Raw genomic sequence first — 13,985 nt, 5'->3', positions numbered from 1 at the left:
GGGAGGCGTGCAATGAGCAGAATCACTTCATCTCGCGGTGTGAAACTGTTGATCATCATCGTGGCGATTTTTGGTCTGGGCGTCGGCGTCGCGTTCTTGTGGGTGCAGCGCACCAAGACCAACACAGACCTGTTGCTCCTCTACGGGAATGTTGACATCCGCGAGGTACAACTGGCGTTCCGCCAGCCTGGACGTGTGGCTGAGATGTCCTTCGACGAAGGCGACGCCGTAAAGGCTGGCGCCCGTATGGCGGTGCTGGATGCCCAGCCTTATCGGGAAGCGCTGGCTGCCGCGGAAGCCTCGGTGCAGATGGCGCAGGCGGAACTCGCCAAGCTGCGACACGGCTTGCGACCGCAGGAGGTCACACAGGCGCGTGAGGCGCTCAAGCAGGCCCAGGCCATCGCTGCCGACGCCGAGCGAAACTATCAGCGCCAGAGCAGCCTGCTTGCGTCAGGCGCTACCAGCCAACGCACGGTCGACGCCGCCCGCGCGATACGAGACCAATCGGTCGCGGGCGTCGGGGCAGCCAAGGCAGCCTTGTCACAGGCATCCGAAGGCTTTCGCAAGGAAGACATTGCTGCTGCAGAGGCTCGTCTTGCGGCCGCACAAGCGGCGAAGGCGCAAGCCGTCACCGCCCTCACGGATGCCGAATTACTGGCACCCAGCGATGGAACGGTGATCGCACGGGTGCGCGAGCCTGGCAGCATGGTTGCGAGCCAAAGCACCGTGTATAGCCTGAGCCTCGACAAACCGGTCTACGTGCGTGCCTATGTGGGGGAGCCGGACTTGGGGCGCATCGCGCCCGGCACTACGGTACGCGTAAAGAGCGATACCTCCGACACGGTGTACCGGGGTCAGATCGGCTTCATTTCGCCTAGGGCCGAATTTACGCCCAAGACGGTGGAAACCACGGATCTGCGCACGGATCTGGTGTATCGCCTGCGCATCGTCATCGACGAAACCGACCGCGATGCCGCGCTGCGCCAGGGTATGCCGGTAACGATCGAGATCGACGCAACAACACGCATGACGTCAGATATCGGCTCAGCGGGGAGGGAGAGTTGAGATGCAGGCGAGCCCTGTCGTCGTGCCTGAGGGTTCGAGCGAAGGCTCCGCCGTCGTCATCGACGGTGTGGACAAACATTTCGGCCACGTACAAGCCTTGCGTTCATTGAGCGCGCGCATCCACTACGGACGCCTCACCGGTTTGGTCGGCCCGGACGGCGCGGGCAAGACTACCCTGATGCGGATCATGACGGGCCTACTGGTCCCCAACGCCGGCCGGATCACCGTGGCCGGCTACGACGTAGTGGACGACAACGACGCCATCCACGTCGCCACAGGCTATATGCCGCAGCGCTTTGGCCTGTACGAAGACCTGTCGGTGATGGAGAACATGCGCCTGTACGCTCAATTACGCGGTATGGACGCCGACAGCAACACTGATCTGTTTGCCGAGCTGCTCGAATTCACGCGGCTTGGTCCCTTCACCAAGCGCCTGGCCGGAAAGCTATCCGGCGGTATGAAACAGAAGCTGGGCTTGGCCTGTGCGCTGATGGCGCGACCAAAGGTTCTGCTCTTGGACGAGCCCGGAGTGGGGGTCGATCCGGTGAGCAGGCAGGATCTGTGGCGCATGGTGCAGGCGCTCACCGACGAGGGCATGGCCGTGGTCTGGTCCACAGCCTATCTCGACGAGGCCGAGCGCTGCGAAAGCGTGATATTGCTGAACCAGGGGCAACTCCTGTTCGATGGCCCGCCTCAGGACCTGACCGCGCAACTTGAAGGCCGCAGTTTTCGCCTGGAAGACGTCGGTGTCGAGCGCCGGGCGGTCCTTACCGAAGCGCTGGATCTCGACAGCGTGAGCGATGGCGTGATCCAGGGGGCGGGTGTGCGCGTAGTGCTGCGGGAAGGCGCACAGCCTGATCAGATCCAGGTGTTAGCGGATCGGACACAGGTACATTTGGCGCGAGTGCCCGCTCGCTTCGAGGATGCCTTCATCGATCTGCTCGGCGGGGGTCCCGGCGGCACTTCGGCCCTGGCCGAACGCCTGCCGTCAGTTGAACTCGACTCGGATATTGCAGTTTCATGCAGAAACCTGACCAAGCGCTTCGGCGATTTCACCGCTACCGATAACGTCACTTTTGATGTTCAGAAAGGCGAGATCTTCGGTCTGCTTGGGCCCAACGGCGCCGGGAAGTCGACGACCTTCAAGATGCTGTGCGGCCTGCTCAAACCTACCGCGGGCGAGGCACAAGTGGTGGGGCACGACTTGAGGCGGGCAACCGGTGCGGCCAAGAGCCGCCTAGGCTACATGGCGCAAAAGTTCTCGCTCTACGGCCTGCTCTCGGTACGCCAGAACCTGGAATTCTCGGCCGGCGTATATCAGTTGGAAGGACAGACGCGACACGAGCGCATCGAAGAAATGATCGACACCTTCGATCTGGGCAACTGGTTGTCTGCAGCGCCGGATTCCCTGCCATTGGGACTCAAGCAGCGCCTGGCGCTGGCCTGTGCGTTGATGCATCGTCCGCCGGTGCTGTTTCTGGACGAACCGACGTCAGGGGTCGACCCGATCACACGCCGCGAGTTCTGGACACATATCAACGGTCTGGCGCGCAGGGGGGTAACTATCATGGTCACCACTCACTTCATGGACGAGGCCGAATACTGCGATCGGGTGGCCATGCTCTCGCGAGCACGGCTGATTGCATTGGATACGCCGGATGCGCTCAAGAGAACCGCTGCGAGTACGGATCGACCTGATCCGACGATGGAGGATGCATTCATTCATCTGGTGGAGTCCTCTGACCAAGGCGACGAGGTGAACGCATGACCATCGCCACCCAGCGCAAGGACAGGGATTCGGCACGGATGTTGGGCGTGCGCCGGTTCGATCTGCAACGCCTGCGGGCATTGATCTACAAGGAAAGCCTTCAAGCACTGCGTGATCCATCGACATTGCTGATCGCCTTTGTGCTGCCGGTAGTGCTTTTGTTGTTATTCGCCTATGCGGTATCGTTGGATGCAAAGAACATCCGCATCGGCGTGGTACTGGAGTCGCCGGGTGCTTCCGCCCAAACGCTGGCCGCGGCCTTTTCTACCACCGACTATCTCGACGCCAGCTTTGCCCATGATCGCCGAGAGGTGGCCGACAAGCTGGTGTCGGGCAAGCTGCGTGGCTACGTGGTCATTCCGCAGGATTTCGAGCAGCGCCTTGCACTGCGGGGCAGTGAACCGCTGGTTCAGATCGTCACTGACGGCTCCTATCCCAACACTGCCAACTACGTCGAGAACTACGCAAAGGGTGTGGTGCAGTCCTGGCGCGCCGGACTCGACGTCGGGGCACTGCCGCAGACCGTCGTTCTGGAGCCTCGCTACTGGTTCAATGCCGAGCTGGAAAGCCGCCGAGCACTGGTGCCCGGCGCCATTGCCATCGTCATGACCATCATCGGCACCATGCTGACTGCACTGGTGGTGGCGCGCGAATGGGAACGCGGCACGATGGAGGCGGTGATGTCGACGCCTGCGTCGGTGGCGGAAATCCTGATCGGCAAGCTGCTGCCGTACTTCGTACTCGGCATGGTGTCGACGCTGGGTGCTGCGGCGCTGGCGATTTTCGTCTTCGACGTGCCTTTGCGCGGATCGCTCGCCGCACTGCTGCTGCTGTCGGCTATGTTCATGGTGCCGGCGCTCGGCCAGGGGCTGCTGATCTCGTCGCTGGCACGCAACCAGTTTCTGGCGGCGCAGATTGCGCTGTTCACCGGTTTTTTGCCGTCCTTCATGCTCTCAGGCTTCCTGTACGAGATCGATGCCATGCCGGCTCCGATCCGCGCGATCACGCAGCTGATTCCTGCGCGTTATTTCGTCGAGTCGCTGAAGACGGTGTTTCTGGCCGGCGACATCTGGGCCGTGTTCATTCCCAATCTTCTTGCCATGGCTGCGATCGGGGCGCTGTTCTTCATGCTTGCCAAGCGGGCCACGCGCAAGAACCTGGAGGCCTGATGATGCCGCAACAATCCGGAAGCTTCGCCTTGACGCGCTTGCGCGCACAATTCATCAAGGAAGTGCTCAGCGTCCTGCGCGACCCGCGCAGCCGTATGGTGGTCTTCGTGCCCCCGATCCTGCAACTACTGGTCTTCGCCTTTGCCGCGACGCTGGAAGTGCGCAATGTTGATATCGCGGTGTACAACCAGGACGCGGGGCGCTGGTCGCACGAATTGGTGCAGCGACTCGACAGTTCAGATTTCATCACTCGCGTGCGGCACATCGACAGCAGGCAACAATTGCACGATCTGATCGACCGTGGCGAGGTGATCGCTGCGCTCGCTATTCCGGTGGACTTCTCACGCACGATTGCCGTCGGCGATACTGGCCGTGCGCAGGTGCTGGTCGACGGGCGACGCAGCAACTCCGGCCAGATCACTGTCGCGTATCTATCCACCATCGCGGCCGAGGTCGGCGCCGAGGTCGTTCCCGATGAGCAAGCGCCAACCCCTGTGGTCGTGCGCCACTGGTTCAACCCGAATCTGGTCTACCGTTGGTTCATCGTGCCCGGGCTCACGGGCATCCTGGCGCTGTTCAGCGCGCTCTTGATCACCTCACTCTCGATTGCACGCGAGCGAGAGTTGGGGACGTTTGACCAGTTGCTGGTGTCGCCCACCTCGACGCCGGAAATCATTATTTCCAAGTCGCTGCCGGCCCTCGCGATCGGTAGCCTGCTTGGTCTATTCATGGTCAGCGCCGGCGTGTTTCTGTTCGGGATTCCGTTTACCGGCTCGTTCGGCCTGTTGCTGGTCAGCTTGGTGCTGTTCATCCTGTCGGTGGTCGGTATCGGCCTGATGATTTCCGCCGTCAGCATGACACAGCAGCAGGCCATCCTTGGGGCGTTCGCCATTGGCGTGCCAGCGGTACTGATGTCCGGCTTTGCCACACCGGTTGAAAACATGCCCGTGTTCCTGCAATGGCTGGCCCAAGCCATTCCGCTGACCCACTTCCTCATCATCGTCGAAGGCAGCTTTCTCAAGGCCATGCCACCCGCTGACATTCTCGCCAGCCTGTGGCCGCTGGCGGTCATCGCCCTGACGACGCTGACAATGGCCACTGTTTTCGTCCGAGGACGCCTGCAATGAAATCCAACGCCCGTAACCTCCTATTTCGCGCAGCAGCGAAGGGCCTGACCCCTCGACGCTTGCGTCCGGTGGCACTGTCCCTGTCCTGCTTGCTGCTGACGGCCTGTGCAGCCGTCGGCCCGGAATACCGCGAACCACCGCCAGTCAATCTGGGCAGCGGGTGGACCTTGCCGCTGGCCAGCGAGGCCGATCCGGCAGAGCTTGCACATTGGTGGTCTGCGCTGGGAGATCCGGTGCTCGATCGCCTGATTGACACGGCGCAGGCACAGAACCTCGACCTGCGCCAAGCCATGGCGCGTATCGAGGAAGCTCGCGCGCTGCGTGATCGGATAGCCGGCGAACGGCTGCCCACCGCCAGCGCAGGCGCCAGCGTCAACCGACGCAGGCAAAGCGAGAACGGCCCCTTGCCCATCGGTTCCATTCCGGGTTTGGATGCCACACAGACTATTTACGACGCAGGCTTCGATGCCACCTGGGAGGTCGATCTTTTTGGGGCTAAACAACGGGCGCTTGAGGGCGCAAGCGCCCGCTTGCAGGCCACTGAAATCGAAGCACAAGGTGTACGTATGCGCATCGTCGCCGAGGTTGCGCGCACGTGGTTCACGGCCGTTGGTGCAGGCTATGAGTTGCGGACGCAGCAGGCCACACTGGCCTCACTGCAGCATACGCTGGAGCTGGTGCGCCTGAGGCAGGCATTGGGCGATGCATCGGCCGCGGATGTGGACACGGCATACACGCAGTGGGCAAACGCCAACGCGCTTTTGCCGGATATTCAGACACGCCAGCGTGCGGCAGTGCTCAGCCTGGGCGTGCTCCTGGGAACAACGCCGGAGCGTGAACTGGCCCTACTGGATGGCCCACTGGCGCCGCTCACGTTGAGGCTGCTACCGGTGGGCGAGCGCGCCGACATACTGCGCCGACGCCCCGACGTGTTGGCAGCGGAGCGACGCCTGGCGGCGAGCACAGCCGATATCGGGGTTGCCACGGCCGAGTTGTTTCCGAAGCTCTCCATTGGAATCGGGGGCGGGTTTCAGGCGCTCAGTACGGGAGACTGGTTCGATCCATCCAGTACGCGCTCTTCCATCTTGCCGCTTGTTTCCTGGCGTTTATTCGACGGCGGACGCGTACGCGCCGAAATTCGCGCCCGTGAAGCGACCGAACAGCAGGCCGCGCTCGCCTACGAGCAGGCCGTCCTGGCAGCACTGGGCGACGCTGAGCGCGCTCTTGCTGACTACCACGGGGGGCTCATTACGCTTGAACGCCGCGGGATGGCTCTGAATGCGGCGCGCGCCAGTCACGCACACGCCAAGACACGCTACACAGCAGGCGATATCGCCTTGGTGGACCTGCTGGCGGCCGAGCGTAGCCTCTACGAGGCTGAAAGTGGCGTCGTACGTGCGCACACGAACGCATCGATTCAACTGGTGGCGCTTTACAAGGCCCTCGGGGGAGTTGGGGCGCGCCTACGACGCCTCCGGCCACCTCTAGCCCGAAACCTGATCCGGGCGACGCGTCTCCCGCCTCATTCAGTGGAGATATCGAGTCGTTGTCATAACTACAACAGAACAACCTATCCAATGGATAAATCATCATACCGATCAACATGGGCGGTGGAATGTAAAAGTCCGAGCACTGAGCCTCGATCCAGACCAGAGTTATCTTGAAAAACAAAACCTCTACGCAGCGCTCCCTCATTGTTACAACCGTGGTCACGACGCTGGCCATCTGCGTCGTCACAAAAGGCTCCACTTTGTGGTTGACTGGTCAGAAACCGTCGGCCGATGGGGGGCGAGCCGACCTCATCGTAGGCGAACGACATTTCTACGGCAATCAGTGCAGTGAGTGGGGAAAATGGGCCCATCCTGAGCATTCGTATGAACAGTGGCGATCGTGCACGTCAGTCGAAACCGTAAATTGATCTCACGCATTGAATCCTCGTGTCGATTGACACACACATCGCCTCACCGTCGCATATAAAAGTGCTCTAGGAACGGTTTCCGGAAACTTTGATGACAGATCAGACAACTGCTTTGCAGTGTTGCAAAGGACGCGATTACGGCTTCTCCATCGTCGCGTAAAGCAGCATCCTGCAGTGTACGCGCCACTCTTTTCATTTTTTCGTCGTGGCTCTTGAACTTGCCGGCATCGGAGCCGACAAAACTCAGGATGCGCATCTTCTCAGTCAGCGGCGGTTGAGGGTGATCGGCAATCAGGGGCGCTGCTCTCGCCACCGCTTCCCAGTCCTCGCGAGAAATTCCATCGGTAATGGCCTGCATGTTTTTGCCCATGTCTTGCATGATCTTGCGTAGCACCAGCGGTTTGGTCTTGCTCCCGTCATCAGCCCAGGCTTGCAAGCAAGTAACCGTTAGAAGCATACTAACAAGTTTGATAATGGAATATTTCTTGGGGTAGTGCGGATATTGCATGAAGCCTCCTTTGAGATGATTGTCCAGTTTTTCGTGGGAGAGTGTTCAGATTGTGTAATGCTCCCCGCACTCCTCTAGAAGAGTTATCGTCAAGTCTGGTGTATGAGCCAATCTGGCATAGCTGATCAGGCGGCGTGCCGCTGCTGCTCCTGTTCTTCGTTTTCTTCCGGTTCGCCGTCCTTGAAGACGACGCCGTCCATCAGTTCGGCAATGCGCTCGTGACCGCGAATCCGGCGCCAGGACTTCTCGGCCTCCTGCACGAGCTTGAAGGCCAGTCCCAGGAAGGTTGCGCGCGACACGCAGTTCTTCGTGCGCGTGGTGCGGTGGCGTACGGTGGCGAAGGTCGATTCGATCGGGTTGGTCGTGCGCAGGTGAATCCAGTGCTCGGCCGGAAAGTCGTAGAAGGCGACCAGCGCGTCGCGGTCGGTGACGAGTTTGTCGGCCGCCTTCGGGTACTTCGCTCGGTAGGTCTGCACGAATCGGTTGAAGGCATCGATCGCGGAGGAGCGCGTCGGCGCCATCCAGATCTCGTGAAGCTGCGCCTTCGCCTTGGCCTGCAGGCTCTTGGGCAGCGCGTTGAGCACGTTGGCCGTCTTGTGCACCCAGCAGCGCTGTCGGCCGGTCTCAGGATAGATCTCGTCGAGCGCCGCCCAGAAACCGAGCGCACCGTCGCCCACAGCCAGGCGCGGACCGACTTCGAGCCCACGGGCCTTCAGGTCGCGCAGCAGGTCGAGCCAGGATTCCTTGGATTCACGGTGCCCGTCGCAGATCGCGACCAACTCCTTGGTGCCATCGAGTTTCACGCCGATGATCACCAGCAGGCACTGGCGAGCGTCGTCCTCGCCGCGCAGACTGGCGTGCACGCCGTCTGCCCACCAGTAGACGTAGCGACTGGCGGCCAGATCCCGCTTCATCCAGTGCGCGTACTCGGCGGCCCATTCGGCCTTCAGGCGGCTGACCACGTTGGGCGAGAGCCCACGGGCCTGCTCGCCCAGCAGCACCGTAAGCGCTTCGCGCATGTCGCCCGTCGAGATGCCTTTGAGGTACAGCCACGGCAGCGCCGCCGACACCCGGGCCGAGCGGCGCACGTAGGGCGGCACCAGCGCAGAGTTGAACTTCACGCCACCGCCCGAGCGGTCACGCACCTTGGGCACCCGCACCTCGACGTTGCCGACCGCCGTGAGCACCTCGCGCGCGGGCAGGTGGCCGTTGCGCACCACCGTCCGCTGACCGCCCAGCATCCGCACGTTCTCGTACTCGGCCAACAACTGCTGCACCTCCACTTCGATCGCCTTCTGGATCAGATCGCGCGCGCCACGCCGGATCAACTCATCCAGCGACAGCCCCACTTCCGATTGCTCGACCGACTGCTCGCTCGTATCCTTCTTCAAGGCGTGCCTCCTTGCTTGCTGAAAATTTGGTCTCGACAACTCAATTCTCAGCAGAGGCACGCCGCCTCATCAAGCCGATCTATCAGGATCTGGTCATACACCAGTCTTGACTATATCTCCCTCTAGAATTCGAAGCTGAGGGCAACGGAGCCGTAGGACTGGTTTGTGCTCTGTTCCTCGAACTCTCGCGAGCGGTAAACATGCATCACGGCCAATCTGACGCCGTGTCCTTCCAGAATGCCTTGTGCGCTGACGCCCACTGCGGCTTGGGCAACCCACGGGCGACGCGAGACACCATGGCTGGAGCGGAAAAGGTTCCCGTCGAGGGAAAAGTCGTAGGCCACAGCCTTTGCTTCAAGTATTCCGAAAAGATGGACGCCAGGGCGTGGCCGGTTGGAGACCGGAACAGGAAAGTTGGATTTGCTGCGAATAGACGCCGCTGATGGCGGACGGTTTTCGGCGCCCGGCCTGAGGGGGTAGCTTCCGAAATCATTCGGTAGATTCCAGCCCATGCGCCCCTCGACGCCGAACGTGGCCGATGTCTCGATGTTGCCGAGCCGGAGTCCCAGCGAACGTATAGAATCGGCAGAAAATCCAGGGATGGTTGCCCCTGTCCCACGAAACTCCCTGAATTTGCGGTCCAAGGCGAATTGAAAGGCCGGCTCATTCTTCAGTTGGTGCTGCCAGCCATCAAATCTGTCGATGCGCCGCACGTCGTGCACAATGTTCTGCGATTGTTCGGCAAGTGACAAAGGGCCGATCACGCCGAGAGTGACCTCCCGCGTATCGAGCACTTCACGATTAGGCTCGGGTTCACGCTTTCGTCGGTTCCAAGCAAAGCCCATGTAGAGCAATCCCGCGTAGGGCCGATCATCGTGAATCAAGTCCGCCCTGGTGTAATCGCCTGGCGTGTACATGGATTGACCGAATCTGACCACCGCGTTCTGCGTAGCTGCCGAATTGGTCGTGTCGGCCCAGAATCCAGGATTCACAAATTGTATGAGTTGCGCGTGCAGGCGGACCGGCGCCGGGATGCACTCGAGACGCAGCCTGCCAGGAATGTCATGCGAAATCAGGGTGAGCGCGACACCATTCGTGTAGTTCTGATCAGTGCCGGTAAAAAGGTCGTTTTCCACCCTTAGCGTGCCGCCGCGGAATCTGAGTGACTCTTCGATTTCACAATCCCGGACATCAGCAGGACCTTTGTTGGCGCCTTCTGCGAGAGTCGGTGAGAGAAGGAAAGCATTCATCCCCAGCGCCAACATAGTTCGTCGCAGGGCATTCTTGACGAACCGCTTCACGCTCAAGGGGGAGGTGCGTACATGCTCGATCACACATCCATCGATCCGCAGCCTGGCGGCTTGCCGCCATAGAAGGTTTCCAGGATGGCCACGATTTCGTCGGCCGTATCCGCACGCGCGAATAGTTTCACATCCTGTGGGCTGATGAAGGGATTAGGCTCTTGCTCCTGTGGCAGGGTGATATTGAGGCCGATGGAACGCGCACCGGCCTCGAATGCGCCGCGGTTGGCCGCCTCCATGATCCCGGGACCACCGCCGGTGACGACGACGAAGTCGCGGCGTCCTTCCTGTTGAAAACGGGACGAGAACAGGTGGGCAAAGCGCCGCGCCTCTTCGTAGTCGCGCGTATGGTCCAACCGGCGCCTTGCTGCGATAACAGCGTGTGCCCGCTTCGGGCCGGACTGTGGGGTTGCCGGGCACGCCTTGAGACCAGCAAGTCCTAACTGCGCTTCTGCGTGAGAAACGATGCGTGCGCTACCGAGGACGACGACAGTCGACCTAATCCCTTGCTCGCGCAGCTCGTGTTCGAGCTTGAGCAACTCCAGTTGCAGGCGCAGCGGACGCAGGTCGTCCTGGGCGAGAAAGTCGACGTCCTCATGCGCCAGCCGATACGCCCGTCCATTCATGAGCGCCCCGCGCAGCGCTTTGCGTTGCTCAGGATCGGTCATGTCCACCACCTCCAGCCCCGCTGGTCCATTGCACCCGCGTGCCAGGCTCCGGCACTTCCACGTCCCAACCGCGTTCGGCGCGCAGCCGCTCGGCGAATGCGAACGCGGTACGGGCCTCGCCATGCACTATGAAGGTTCGGGCTGGAGGCCTACGGAAGCTGGCCGACCAAGCCAACAATGCAGGCTGATCAGCATGCGCCGACAGCCCGCCCACGGTGTGGACCGCCGCGCGTACGGGGACTTCTTCGCCGAAAATGCGCACTCTTTTCGCGCCGTCAACGAGACGCCGGCCAAGCGTGCCTTGCGCCTGGAATCCGGTGATCAGCACTCCGCATTCGCGTCGGGGTAGGTTGTGGCGGAGGTGGTGCTTGATGCGCCCAGCATCGCACATGCCGCTCGCGGAGATGATGATGGCGCCCGAGCGGATCTGGTTCAGGGCCCTGGACTCATCGGTGCTCGCGGTGAACTGGAGATGGGGCAGGCCCTTGCCTAGCGCGTGCCAGTCTGCGAGATGTTTCGCGGCATCGTCGAACAGTTCCAGATGTTGGCGGGTGATGCGCGTGGCTGCTGTGGCCATGGGCGAATCGACGAACACCTTCAGATCGCGCAACCGGCCTTCGCGGGTGAGACGGTGCAGGTGGTACAAGACCTCCTGGGTACGGCCGACCGCGAATGCGGGCACGATCACGTTGCCTCCCTGCTCATGCAAGGTGCGGTCGATAATCTCGACCAGTTCGTCCTCACTCGATGTCATGTTCTTGTGCGCGCGATCACCGTAGGTGGACTCCATGATCACGATGTCCGCCTCCTCAATTGGCGTAGGATCGCGCAGGATCGGACGCCCCGGCTGGCCAAGATCGCCACTGAAAACGAGCTTCGTGGTTTGGCCGTGTTCAATGATCCAGACCTCTATGATGGCTGAACCGAGGATGTGGCCCGCATCCCGGAAGCGGCAGCGCACTCCGAGGTGCGGGATGAATTCCTGGTCATATGGGATCGGTTGCACTTGATCCAGACAGTCCTGCGCATCCGCCAGCGTGTACAGAGGGATGGGTCCCACACCTCGATCGGGAGCCGATCTGACATGATGCCTCGCCCGCTCAGCATCGCCCTCCTGGATGTGGGCGCTGTCTGGAAGCATCACTTGGAGCAGATCTGAGGTCGCCATCGTAGTGTGAATCGCCCCCTGGAAGCCCGCACGGGTGAGCTTGGGCAGCAGCCCGCTGTGGTCGATGTGCGCATGAGTCAGCAGCACGAAATCGATGGATTTCGGGTCGAATGCAAACGGCTGATGATTTCTCGCTGGTGCCTCACGTCCACCCTGCACCATGCCGCAGTCCACCAGAAAGCGCGTGCCCGCGGTCTCCACCAGGTAGCACGAGCCGGTGACTTCTCGCGCCGCGCCGAGAAAGGTGATGTTCATTCCGTGTTCCCGCCCGCATATTTGGTCAGATCCGGCGAGTCCGCCGCCCGCCCGTTGCGCAGGTCACGCGCGAGCCAATTGATGGCGTCGAGGCGTGTTACGGCTGCATGCACTTCGTGAAACATCTGGATGTTGTGGCCCTGGACGAGGTTGTTGGCGCCGTAAGCGAATGGCCGTTGTGCGCTGCCCAGGTTTTCCTCCGAGTGCAGTTGTAAACCGACCCTCCATTCGTAGCAGAAGAAGGTCGAGTTCGCGCAGTCCGTGCTGCGACTGGCCTGCGCCGCACCGAGCTCCTGCCGGACGCACTGAGTCCTGTCCTCAATGCGCTCACCCCCTGCAAACGTGATGTGCTCCATGCGATGCATGTTCATCGGTTTCCTCCATGTCCAGGGCTTGCCGTCAGGCTCACCTGTTGCTCGCTTGGACTAGGTTTGAGCCGGTCATATACGAGACGGTAAGAAATTGTCTGTCCGTCCGAAATCTTCGCCGCGCATGAGATGACGAGTTGTCCGGTCCCGTGATCGATCTGATAGTTCTGGATGAGTTTTCTTCCGAATGTGGTCGTCTCGACCACCAACTCCGCACCTTCCCAGCCCGCGACGGCTATTCGTTGCTCAAACCCGCCACTGGCGGAGACATTGGCGCCGTAAAAATTGGTGAAGAGACGCTGACGTCGATCGCTCTCGTCGGCGATCAGCAGCATCGGATCCTGATGGGTGACATGAAGTTCTTGCGCAGGGGTCAGCAAGGACAGTTCCCCGGAGGACAGATCACTGCTTCCTCCCTCCCCATCCATACGGCCTTGGCGCCCGGCACCCATACCCACGCCGCCCTGTCCCATTCGTCCGGAGCCGTCAGGCATCCCGCGCCCTCTGTCCATGGGATGTCTTGATGCCTGGGTAGCCTCCTTGGCCTTCTCGTGCGGGTCGTCGCTGATCGTGGTGTTGAGGAACCAATTGCCCGAAAAATTCGGCCTCGGCGGTGATACAGGCGTGCTCCGATCCCTAAGGCACTGATATAACGCCCAATGAGTTGTGCCAGCCGATCGACACTGCGCTTCAGCGCCGCGGATCGCCTCGGCTGCAGGCACGCCGTCATCCTCCTGCGCCTCCCCAGTGATCGAACTCGCGACACCGCCGACGACAAGGCCTTGCGCCGGTGAAAGTGGCGCGGTCAATGCCACACTGAGCCATGGCACTGCGACGAAACGCTTCTTCAGGCTCATCTCACTTCTCTTGCTGCTATGACAGACCTCCTGCACGACAGGGCACGCCAGGAAATGAATGCGATCATTAGCCACACCAGCGTTCGGACGCTCATCGCGATGACTGTGCGGATTTCATACGCCCCGCCCGCATAAACGTGCGCGCCGAACGCAGTAAAGGCAAAAGCAGTCGCTGTGGCGATGACGGTTGCCAGCCATGCAGCCCAATGACGTCTCAGCCACAATCCGATGCCAGCAATAACGTAGGCGAAACCGGCCAGAAAGTTGAACCAGAGGACGAACGGCACGTAGTTTCCCGCAGAAACTTGCGCCGCTTCGCCTCCGAACAAGGTAACGCCGCCTTCCTTAATGGTCAGCAGGCCGAAGCCGACAGCGACCAGTGAAGTCACCCGGATACCGAATCTGTTATTGCGCATTGTTAT

General features: G+C 61.1%; 13 protein-coding genes. 5 read left to right on the top strand and 8 right to left on the bottom strand.

Annotated features, from left to right (window positions below; translation table 11 throughout):
* Window positions 1-12: 12 nt before the first annotated feature.
* The 5 genes from hlyD to Tchl_RS06505 are packed head-to-tail and all read left to right on the top strand — an operon-like array spanning window position 13 to window position 6,793.
* Window positions 13-1,065, top strand: a complete 1,053-nt coding sequence (gene hlyD / locus Tchl_RS06525; protein ID WP_075147682.1) for a secretion protein HlyD — start codon at window positions 13-15, stop codon at window positions 1,063-1,065.
* A 1-nt stretch (window position 1,066) separates the two neighbouring features.
* On the top strand, window positions 1,067-2,833 hold the full coding sequence (locus Tchl_RS06520) for an ATP-binding cassette domain-containing protein (RefSeq protein WP_075147681.1): 1,767 nt from the start codon (window positions 1,067-1,069) through the stop codon (window positions 2,831-2,833).
* Window positions 2,830-4,002, top strand: coding sequence for an ABC transporter permease (locus tag Tchl_RS06515; protein WP_075147680.1), 1,173 nt, complete (start codon window positions 2,830-2,832; stop codon window positions 4,000-4,002). The genes Tchl_RS06520 and Tchl_RS06515 overlap by 4 nt, the downstream gene beginning before the upstream one ends.
* The gene (locus Tchl_RS06510; RefSeq protein ID WP_232311676.1) at window positions 4,002-5,129 is read left to right on the top strand and encodes an ABC transporter permease; all 1,128 of its coding nucleotides are present in this window, start codon (window positions 4,002-4,004) and stop codon (window positions 5,127-5,129) included. The genes Tchl_RS06515 and Tchl_RS06510 overlap by 1 nt, the downstream gene beginning before the upstream one ends.
* The gene (locus Tchl_RS06505) at window positions 5,126-6,793 is read left to right on the top strand and encodes an efflux transporter outer membrane subunit (protein WP_232311675.1); all 1,668 of its coding nucleotides are present in this window, start codon (window positions 5,126-5,128) and stop codon (window positions 6,791-6,793) included. The genes Tchl_RS06510 and Tchl_RS06505 overlap by 4 nt, the downstream gene beginning before the upstream one ends.
* Window positions 6,794-7,090: 297 nt before the next feature.
* Here Tchl_RS06505 and Tchl_RS06500 read toward each other — a convergent pair whose 3' ends face one another.
* The 8 genes from Tchl_RS06500 to Tchl_RS06465 form a co-directional block, all read right to left on the bottom strand.
* Complete coding sequence (locus Tchl_RS06500) at window positions 7,091-7,555, bottom strand: cytochrome c (protein WP_075147679.1); 465 nt, start codon at window positions 7,553-7,555, stop codon at window positions 7,091-7,093.
* 125 nt (window positions 7,556-7,680) lie between these two features.
* A complete protein-coding gene (locus tag Tchl_RS06495) occupies window positions 7,681-8,946 on the bottom strand; it encodes an IS256 family transposase (RefSeq protein ID WP_075147678.1) in 1,266 nt (421 codons plus the stop codon).
* A 122-nt stretch (window positions 8,947-9,068) separates the two neighbouring features.
* Entirely contained in the window at window positions 9,069-10,196 is a 1,128-nt protein-coding gene (locus Tchl_RS06490) for a lipid A deacylase LpxR family protein (RefSeq protein ID WP_232311674.1), read from the bottom strand.
* A gap of 80 nt (window positions 10,197-10,276) precedes the next feature.
* Window positions 10,277-10,915 carry an LOG family protein gene (locus Tchl_RS06485; protein ID WP_160113120.1) on the bottom strand — a complete coding sequence of 213 codons (639 nt, stop codon included), beginning with the start codon at window positions 10,913-10,915 and terminating at the stop codon, window positions 10,277-10,279.
* Complete coding sequence (locus tag Tchl_RS06480) at window positions 10,902-12,338, bottom strand: MBL fold metallo-hydrolase RNA specificity domain-containing protein (protein WP_075147677.1); 1,437 nt, start codon at window positions 12,336-12,338, stop codon at window positions 10,902-10,904. Before Tchl_RS06480 ends, Tchl_RS06485 begins: the two co-directional genes overlap by 14 nt.
* A complete protein-coding gene (locus tag Tchl_RS06475; protein ID WP_075147676.1) occupies window positions 12,335-12,709 on the bottom strand; it encodes a hypothetical protein in 375 nt (124 codons plus the stop codon). Before Tchl_RS06475 ends, Tchl_RS06480 begins: the two co-directional genes overlap by 4 nt.
* Complete coding sequence (locus Tchl_RS17935) at window positions 12,706-13,563, bottom strand: hypothetical protein (RefSeq protein ID WP_198158995.1); 858 nt, start codon at window positions 13,561-13,563, stop codon at window positions 12,706-12,708. The genes Tchl_RS06475 and Tchl_RS17935 overlap by 4 nt, the downstream gene beginning before the upstream one ends.
* Window positions 13,560-13,979 (bottom strand): hypothetical protein, encoded by a 420-nt coding sequence (locus Tchl_RS06465; RefSeq protein ID WP_075149613.1) that lies wholly within the window; start codon window positions 13,977-13,979, stop codon window positions 13,560-13,562. The genes Tchl_RS17935 and Tchl_RS06465 overlap by 4 nt, the downstream gene beginning before the upstream one ends.
* Between the last annotated feature and the right edge of the window lie 6 nt (window positions 13,980-13,985).

It is taken from the genome of Thauera chlorobenzoica, assembly GCF_001922305.1.
GTDB lineage: Bacteria > Pseudomonadota > Gammaproteobacteria > Burkholderiales > Rhodocyclaceae > Thauera > Thauera chlorobenzoica.
The sequence above is the reverse complement of the archived record's forward strand: the minus strand, read 5'-3'. Positions and strand labels throughout refer to the sequence as shown.